The 6,000-nt window shown below is 72.5% G+C and carries 4 protein-coding genes; 3 read left to right on the top strand and 1 reads right to left on the bottom strand.

What is annotated here, in order from left to right; all coding sequences use genetic code 11:
• Nucleotides 1-65: 65 nt before the first annotated feature.
• A complete protein-coding gene (locus tag ACFWPI_RS18645; protein ID WP_380380865.1) occupies nt 66-1,805 on the top strand; it encodes a carbohydrate-binding module family 20 domain-containing protein in 1,740 nt (579 codons plus the stop codon).
• Nucleotides 1,806-2,068: 263 nt separating this feature from the next.
• A complete protein-coding gene (locus tag ACFWPI_RS18650; RefSeq protein WP_380380863.1) occupies nt 2,069-3,601 on the top strand; it encodes an AMP-binding protein in 1,533 nt (510 codons plus the stop codon).
• 37 nt (nt 3,602-3,638) lie between these two features.
• Here the strand turns inward: ACFWPI_RS18650 and ACFWPI_RS18655 are convergent, their stop codons facing one another.
• Nucleotides 3,639-4,382, bottom strand: a complete 744-nt coding sequence (locus ACFWPI_RS18655) for an SDR family oxidoreductase (protein ID WP_380380861.1) — start codon at nt 4,380-4,382, stop codon at nt 3,639-3,641.
• Nucleotides 4,383-4,804: 422 nt separating this feature from the next.
• Here ACFWPI_RS18655 and ACFWPI_RS18660 point away from each other — a divergent pair, with 422 nt between their 5' ends.
• Nucleotides 4,805-5,872: an alpha/beta hydrolase gene (locus ACFWPI_RS18660; RefSeq protein WP_380380859.1), complete on the top strand. Its 1,068-nt coding sequence runs from the start codon at nt 4,805-4,807 to the stop codon at nt 5,870-5,872.
• Nucleotides 5,873-6,000 lie beyond the last annotated feature (128 nt).

Below are 6,000 nucleotides of genomic sequence, written 5' to 3' on the forward strand. Positions count from 1 at the left end.
TGCACAGCTCTTCCTGCACAGCTCATCCCCGGCTGCCCCCACCCCAGCCACCCCCAGGAGACGACGTGGTCACCACCGCCCCCACCCGCCGGACCGCCCGCGCGGCCGGCGCCCTCGCCGCCTCGGCGGCCCTGGCGCTCTCGCTCGCCACCTCCCTCGGCGCCCCCGCCGCCCAGGCCGCCCCACCCGCCAACAACGGCAAGGACGTCACCGCCACCCTCTTCGAGTGGCGCTTCGACTCCGTCGCCCAGGCCTGCACCTCGACGCTCGGCCCGAAGGGCTACGGCTTCGTCGAGGTCTCGCCGCCCCAGGAGCACATCCAGGGTCCGCAGTGGTGGACCTCCTACCAGCCCGTCAGCTACCGGATCGCCGGGCGGCTCGGCGACCGGACGTCCTTCAAGAACATGGTCGACACCTGCCACGCCGCCGGGGTCAAGGTCATCGCCGACGCCGTCGTCAACCACATGACGGCCGGCTCCGGCACCGGCACCGGCGGCACCGCGTACACCAAGTACGCCTACCCCGGCACCTACCAGGACCAGGACTTCCACTCCTGCCGCCAGCCGATCACCAACTACCAGGACCGCTCCAACGTGCAGAACTGCGAGCTGGTCAACCTCGCGGACCTCGACACCGGCAGCGCGTACGTCCAGCAGACCATCGCCCGCTACCTGGACGACCTGGGCTCCCTCGGCGTCGACGGCTACCGGATCGACGCCGCCAAGCACATCGCCGCCGGCGACCTCGCCGCGATCAAGGCGAAGACGGCCAACCCCAAGGCCTACTGGGTGCAGGAGGTCATCTACGGCGCCGGCGAACCGGTCCAGCCCAGCGAGTACACCGGCACCGGCGACGTCGACGAGTTCCGCGTCGGCACCGACCTCAAGCGGATGTTCACCAGCGACAAGCTCGCCAACCTGTCCGGCTGGGGCGCCTCCTGGGGGTACCTGCCGAGCGGGCAGGCGCGCTCCTTCATCGACAACTGGGACACCGAGCGCAACGGCTCCACCCTCAACTACACCTACGGCAACACCTACACGCTGGCCAACGTCTTCCTGCTCGCCTCGCCGTACGGCGCGCCCAACGTCTACTCCGGCTACGCCTTCACCAACAACGACGACGGCCCGCCCAACGGCGGCACCGTCAACGCCTGCTACCAGGACGGCTGGAACTGCACCCACGCCTGGCGGCAGATCGCCAACATGGTCGGCTTCCGCAACGCCGTCGCGGGCACCGGCGTGACCAACTGGTGGTCCAACGGCAACAACGCGATCGCCTTCGGCCGCGGCAACAAGGGCTACGTCGCGCTCAACCACGAGAGCGGCCCGATCACCCGGACCTTCCAGACCGGGCTCGCGGCCGGCACCTACTGCGACGTCCAGCACGGCGACCCGCAGCCGGGCGGCGGCTGCACCGGCCCGACCTACCAGGTGGGCGCCAACGGGCAGTTCACCGCGACGGTCGGCGCGGGCGACGCGATCGCGCTGTACGTCCCGGGCGGGGCGGCCAGCACCTCCGGCGCCTCGTTCAACGTCAACGCGACCACCGTCAACGGCCAGAACGTCTACGTGGTCGGCGACGTCGCCGCGCTCGGCGGCTGGGACCCGGCCAAGGCGCTGCCGCTCTCCTCGGCCGGCTACCCGGTCTGGTCGCTGTCGCTCGCGCTGCCGGCCGGCACGGCCTTCCAGTACAAGTACGTCCGCAAGGACGCGAGCGGCGCGGTGACCTGGGAGTCCGGGGCCAACCGGACGGCGACCGCGCCGGCCTCGGGCCTGGCCACCCTGAACGACACCTGGCGGCCGTAGGCCCTGTCCGGCCACCCTCGGGCCGCCCCTGGACCCCCGTCGGCCTGGCCTGACGGGGGTCCCTCGTGCGGGTGGCCTGCCGGTTCAAACCTCGGCCGGCGAGGCGGCGCTGACACGATCGCGGGATGAGAACCACCCCCCTCGTCCTCTCCGCTACCGCCACTCGCACGACGAGTGATCGCCATCGGGTCTAACTCCCGGCCCTGGACGTGGGGTTGGGTTAGGGTGGGGACATGGTTGCAAACTGCAAGGAAGAAGTGGCCGTGAACGAACCGGAGTTCGTCAGCGCTCCCGCCCTGATTCTTCAGTCCCTCGCCGCCGACCCCGACCGGCGGGCCATCACCACCGCCGACGGCATCGAACTCACCGCGGGTGACTTCGCCGCCGCCACCTACCGCCTCGCCCACGAGCTCATCGCCCGGGGCGTGGTGCGCGGCGACACCGTGACCCTGCTCGCGGGCAACACCGCCGAGGCGCTGAGCGGCCGTTACGCGGCAGGCCTCGCGGGTGCGCGGGTGGTGAACCTCTACGACGGCATGAGCGCCTCGACCCTGGCCGAGATCGCGACGAGCGTCGACACCGCAGTCCTGCTCGTCGACGCCGAACGGTACCCGGTGGCCGCCGAGTTGCTGCCCCTGATCGACGTGCCGACCGTCCTCCGTCTCGGCCCCGGACCGGCGGCCATCGGCGAGGACGTGATCGCTGCTGCGGCCCACCGGCCCGCCGAGCCGCCGGCCGTCCGGGTCGACCCGGACGACGACTGGGGCATCCGGCACACCGGCGGGACCACCGGAATCCCGAAGGGCATCCGCAGCCTGCACGGCGCCTACCGGAAGGTCTTCGACACTCCCGGCCGCATGGAGAGCGACGCACCCCGCTTCCTCGCCGCCACCTCGCTCGCCCACCTCGCCGGGCTCTTCTCCGACCTGACGCTCCACCACGGCGGCACGGTGGTCCTCCAGCGGTCCTTCGACCCCGGCGCGGTGCTGGCCGCGATCGAGCGCGAGCGCATCACCGACCTGTGGGTGCTGCCGCCGCTGCTCTACCAGCTGCTCGACCACCCGGCGATCGGCCGCACCGACCTGTCCAGCCTGCGCCGGGTCTCGTACGGCGGCTGCGCGGCCTCGCCCACCCGGGTGCGCGAGGCGCTCAAGGTGTTCGGGCCGGTCCTGTGGAGCGGCTACGGGCAGTCGGAGGCGCAGAACATCTGCATGCTCGCCCCGCACGAGCACGACCGGGTCGGGCACGGCGGCCAGATCGCGGTCGGCCGCCCCCTCCCGGGCATCGAGGTGGCGATCCGGTCCGCCGACGGCACCGAGTTGTCGACGGGGGAGCAGGGCGAGATCCACGTCCGCTCGGACACCGTCATGGCCGGGTACTGGAAGCGGCCCGACCTGACCGCCGAGGTGCTGCGCGACGGCTGGCTGAACACCGGCGACATCGGCTACTTCGACGCGGACGGCTACCTCTACCTGGCCGACCGGCTCAAGGACAAGATCATCGTGGTCGGCGGGCACGTCTACCCGTCCGAGGTCGAGGACCTGCTGCTCACCCACCCGGCGATCGCGCAGTGCGCGGTCTTCGGGGTGCGCGACGCGCAGGAGGCGGAGCACGTCCACGTCGCCGTCGTCGCCGCGTCGGGGCAGCGGCCGGACCTGGAGGAGGTCCGCGCGTTCGTCACGGCCCACAAGGGGCGGATCTACGCGCCGGAGGCCCTGCACGTCGTGGCCGCGATCCCGCTGACGGCGGTGGGCAAGCCGGACAAGAAGCGGCTGCGCGAGTCCGTGGCGGGCTGACGGCGGGAGGCCGGTGCCGGGCCTCAGACAGGCAGCCCTAGCCCCGTCCGACGTACGGCATGGCGGTCGCCATCACGGTGGCGAACTGCACGTTGGCCTCCAGCGGCAGTTCGGCCATGTGCCGGACGGTGCGGGCCACGTCGGCCACGTCCATGGTCGGCTCGACCGCGAGCTGCCCGTCCGCCTGCCGCACCCCGGTGCTCATCGCGGCTGTCATGTCGGTCGCCGCGTTGCCGATGTCGATCTGCCCGCAGGCGATCCGGTACGGGCGGCCGTCCAGCGACAGCGACTTGGTCAGCCCGGTGACGGCGTGCTTGGTCGCGGTGTAGGCGATCGAGTGCGGGCGCGGGACGTGCGCCGAGATCGAGCCGTTGTTGACGATCCGGCCGCCCTGCGGGTCCTGCGCCTTCATCTGCCGGAACGCGGCCCGGGCGCAGAGGAACGCCCCGGTCAGGTTGAGGTCGACCACCGCCCGCCAGGCCTCGACCTCCAGGTCCTCCACCGGCACGGCCGCGCCGAAGGTGCCGGCGTTGTTGAACAGCAGGTCCACCCGGCCGAAGCGCTCGACGGCTGCGGCGAACAGCGCGTCCACCGCCGCCGGGTCGGTGACGTCGGTCGGCACCACCGCGGTCGGCGTGCCGCTCAGGCGGGCGGTCTCCCGCAGCGGCTCGGCCCGCCGGCCGGCCAGCACCAGCCGCCAGCCGGCCGCGGCCAGTTCGACCGCCACGGCCCGGCCCACTCCGCTCCCGGCTCCGGTGACGACGGCGATCTGCTGGGGCATGGCGTTCTCCTGGGTCTGCTCGGGTCGGTTCGGCTTCGGCTTCGGCTGGGCGCGGGTCGGTTGGGGCGTGAGCCGATCGTTGCGGATACGGGGGCCGCCGTCACTGGTCGAAGGCCCCAAAATTCGCACCCCCGGACAGGCCGCGGACCGTGCTCCCCGCCGTCCGGCCCCCGCCGTTCGGGGGGAGTGGTGAAGGCCTTTACCTGATCGCGAACAAACATTGGATTTCCGGTGGCCACCGCGCAACCGGGCCACCCCGGTCCACGTCATAAGATCGCAGGAAGGCGCGCCACCGCGAGGGAGGACGCGCCGCCACCCCGGGGACCGCACCAGCGCCGCGCCCCCGGGTCTGTCCGGCCCCACCGGGGGGCCACAGCCCGGTCAGACGGACCGGGCGTGTCATCGGTCGGAGAGTCCTCACCGTGCTTAGGCAGTCGTCCCGTTCCCGCGCCGTCCTGACCGGCGCCGCCGTGCTCGCCCTGGCCGCCTCGCTCGCGGCCTGCGGGAGTTCCGGCGGCGGGAAGGGGGACGGCGGCAAGGCGGCCGGCACCCCGGGTGCGACCGGTACCGCTGCCACGGGCGGCTCGCCCGGCGCGGGTGGCGGCGGTACGCCCGCGCCCACCACCGCGGAGCCCGCGGCCGCCACCGGGAAGGTGCTGATGCCCACCGGTCCGGCCGCAAACCTGAGCAAGGCCCGGGACACGTCCGCCGGTCCGATCATGATGACCACGGTGACCGGCGCGAAGTCCGGCGTCTCCGGCAAGGTCTGGGTCTGGCTGCCGCCCGAGTACAACGACCCCAAGTTCGCCAAGACCGGCTTCCCGGTGCTCACCCTCTTCGCGGGCGGCCAGAGCAACGGCTACAACACCTGGACCGACAACCAGCTGCCGATCCAGGAGGAGAACGAGCAGCTGGTCAAGGCGGGCAAGTCCCACCCGTTCATCATGATCATGCCGGTGCAGAACTTCAACAGCGACGAGCACAACGCGCTGGACTGCTCCGACATCCCGGGCCAGCCCAAGATGGGCACCTGGATGTCCCAGGACCTCCCGGACTTCGTCCGCGCCAACTTCCGCACCGTGAAGGGCCGCGACGGCTGGGGCGTGATGGGCGCCTCCACCGGCGGCTTCTGCAGCGCCAAGCTCGCCCTCCAGCACCCGGACGTCTACAAGGCCGCCGTCCCGATCGACGGCTACTACGTTCCCGACTCGGGGCTGTGGAAGGGCCACGACGCCGAGCGGCAGGCCAACAACCCCGACGTGCTGGTCGCCCAGGGCAAGGCCGACGTGAAGATGCTGGTCACCGCGGGCGGCGCCAACCCGTACGAGACCAAGCTGGTCAAGGGCTGGGTCGCCAAGGCCGCCCCGCCGGTGTCGCTGGAGTACTACGAGCAGCCCGGCGGCAAGCACCTGACCTCGGACTTCAAGAAGATGATCCCGGACACGCTGCAGTGGCTCACCAAGAACCTGGCGGGCCCGGAGGCCGACTGATCCCAGCGGCGCGACGACCCGTACGGCCGTCTGTACAGCCACCCGCACGACGACCCGCACGCCGTGGGGCCGGGGGGGCCCCCGGGGCCCGGGCCCCCCGCGGCGGGGGGGGGGGGCGGGCCCCCCCC

The organism is Kitasatospora sp. NPDC058492 (assembly GCF_042720685.1).
Taxonomy (GTDB): Bacteria; Actinomycetota; Actinomycetes; order Streptomycetales; family Streptomycetaceae; genus Kitasatospora.